Consider the following 1,958-nt stretch of genomic DNA (forward strand, 5'->3'; position numbering starts at 1 on the left):
AGTCGGAGTAGGAATGACGGTCACCCATCACCCCCTCCACAGATCCGTACGTGCGGAATTACCGCATACGGCTCCTGCCTTGGGTCGTAACGATCAGACGCTGGGACGGATACGGATGGCAGATACGCACGGGAGGCAACCAGTGCAAGACGAGGCGCTCCATTCGCTGCCTGGTCAGTCGACAGGTCTGGCTGCGGCGTCGCAAGGTCCGATACCACAGGCGTGCAATGTGGCCCCGGAAGCGCCCGAGGCGCGAGCCGTTGCGTGGCACACCGAAGTACCGGGCATGCCCGGCCACCACCGCGCGCAGGTACCGCCCTTGCTCGGCAATGGTCTGATGCATGCGGCGTCGCAGTTGCTCCTTGACCGACAGCAGCTTGGCGCGCATGCGCTTCGCGCTGGTCAATCGCAAGATCGCAAACCCGCCTTTCCGGCTCTTTCCGCAGCAATGCGTAAAGCCCAGGAAGTCGAATGTCTGCGGCTTGCTCCCGTCGCGACGTCGGCAGTTTTCGCGGGCGAAACGCCCGAACTCAATCAGCCGCGTCTTGCTCTCGTGCAGCTTCAGGCCGAAGCGGCCCAGCCGTTCGGTTACCGCACGCTGGAAGCGCGTGGCGTCCCGCCGGGACTGGAATCCCGCAACCCAATCATCGGCGTAGCGCACGACGATCATGTCGCCTTCGGCGTGCCTTGCACGCCACTGCTTCACCCACAGGTCGAACGCGTAATGGAGATAGATATTCGACAACAGCGGCGAGATACTGCCGCCCTGAACGGTACCCACCTCACTCTGCGTCAGCCTGCCGTCTTCCAGCACGCCAGCGTGCAGCCATTTCTTGATGAGCCGCACCACCCGCGTGTCCGCTATCCGGTGCTCGATGAAGCTGATCAGCCAGTCGTGTTCGATTGTGTCGTAGAACTTGCTGATATCCGCATCGAGTATCCAGCCCACTTTCCTGCGCTCGATACCTACGCTCACAGCGTCGAGCGCATTGTGTGCGCTCTTGCCGGGACGGAAACCGTAGCTGAACCCGACGAAGTCCTGTTCGTAGATCGCGTTGAGTACCTCGACCGTGGCGAGCTGGACGAGCTTGTCCTCCAGTGCCGGCACGCCCAGCGGGCGCTTGCTGCCGTCGGCCTTGTCGATGTACACGCGTCTGACAGGCTGGGGCCGGTAAGCCCCTCGGGCCAGCCGGTCGGACAGGTCCAGAAGCCGAGCCTCAAGTTCCAGTCCGTACGACTGCCATGTCTCGCCGTCCACCCCGGCAGCTGCCTTGCGCTGCAGCGCAAGGTAGCCTGCCCGCAGGCGGTCGACCGCGTAGATGTGATGCATCAGGGTGGTGAACTTCGCACCCGGTCGGCCTTTGGCCGTCTGTCGTATGCCGTCGAGCGCCGTTCCCATGTCATATTCCCGCCCCAATCTGCGGGACATGCGCGCTGCGACTGCATTGCCCTTGGCCTGCCGCCTTCCCTCCACCGCCTCCGCCGCCGCAGGAGTTTCACCCGCAGCCTTGTTCGGCAGCTTCTCCGGTACTACGCAGCAGTCCGACTTCCCGCGCCCGTAACTCATCGTCGTACGCCCTCAGGCTTCACGATGCGCGCTGCGCCCGACGCTTCCCAGCGCGGCGCAGCAGGGTGCGGGATCTCCCGGTTCCCGAGCAGAATGTTTCCGCGCGTGCGCGGGGTCTCTGACCGCGCGGGGTCCGGCACTGCCTCGCCATGGCGGCAGCACCAGTGTGGCCTTCGGCGAACTCCCAGCGCCTCGGCACCCCGGTCATCCCGCGACTTTCGCCGTGGGGCATGTATTTCGCGGCTCAATACCCGGCCCACGCGTACCCCTATCAACGCTTCGCCTGCATCCTTGCGGATACACACGCATGACTCGGGGCCGCCGTGGCTGGCTAGGCCTTCAACGTATGACTCTTTCATTCACAACACTCTGCCGGTTTAGACCGGCGCAC

1 protein-coding gene is annotated in these 1,958 nt (G+C 64.2%); it reads right to left on the bottom strand.

Features of this window, described 5'->3' with window-relative positions; translation table 11 throughout:
• Nucleotides 1-58: 58 nt before the first annotated feature.
• On the bottom strand, nt 59-1,567 hold the full coding sequence (gene ltrA, locus BFD71_RS38620; protein ID WP_069269415.1) for a group II intron reverse transcriptase/maturase: 1,509 nt from the start codon (nt 1,565-1,567) through the stop codon (nt 59-61).
• Nucleotides 1,568-1,958 lie beyond the last annotated feature (391 nt).

This window comes from Paraburkholderia nodosa, assembly GCF_001718195.1.
GTDB classification, from domain to species: domain Bacteria; phylum Pseudomonadota; class Gammaproteobacteria; order Burkholderiales; family Burkholderiaceae; genus Paraburkholderia; species Paraburkholderia nodosa_A.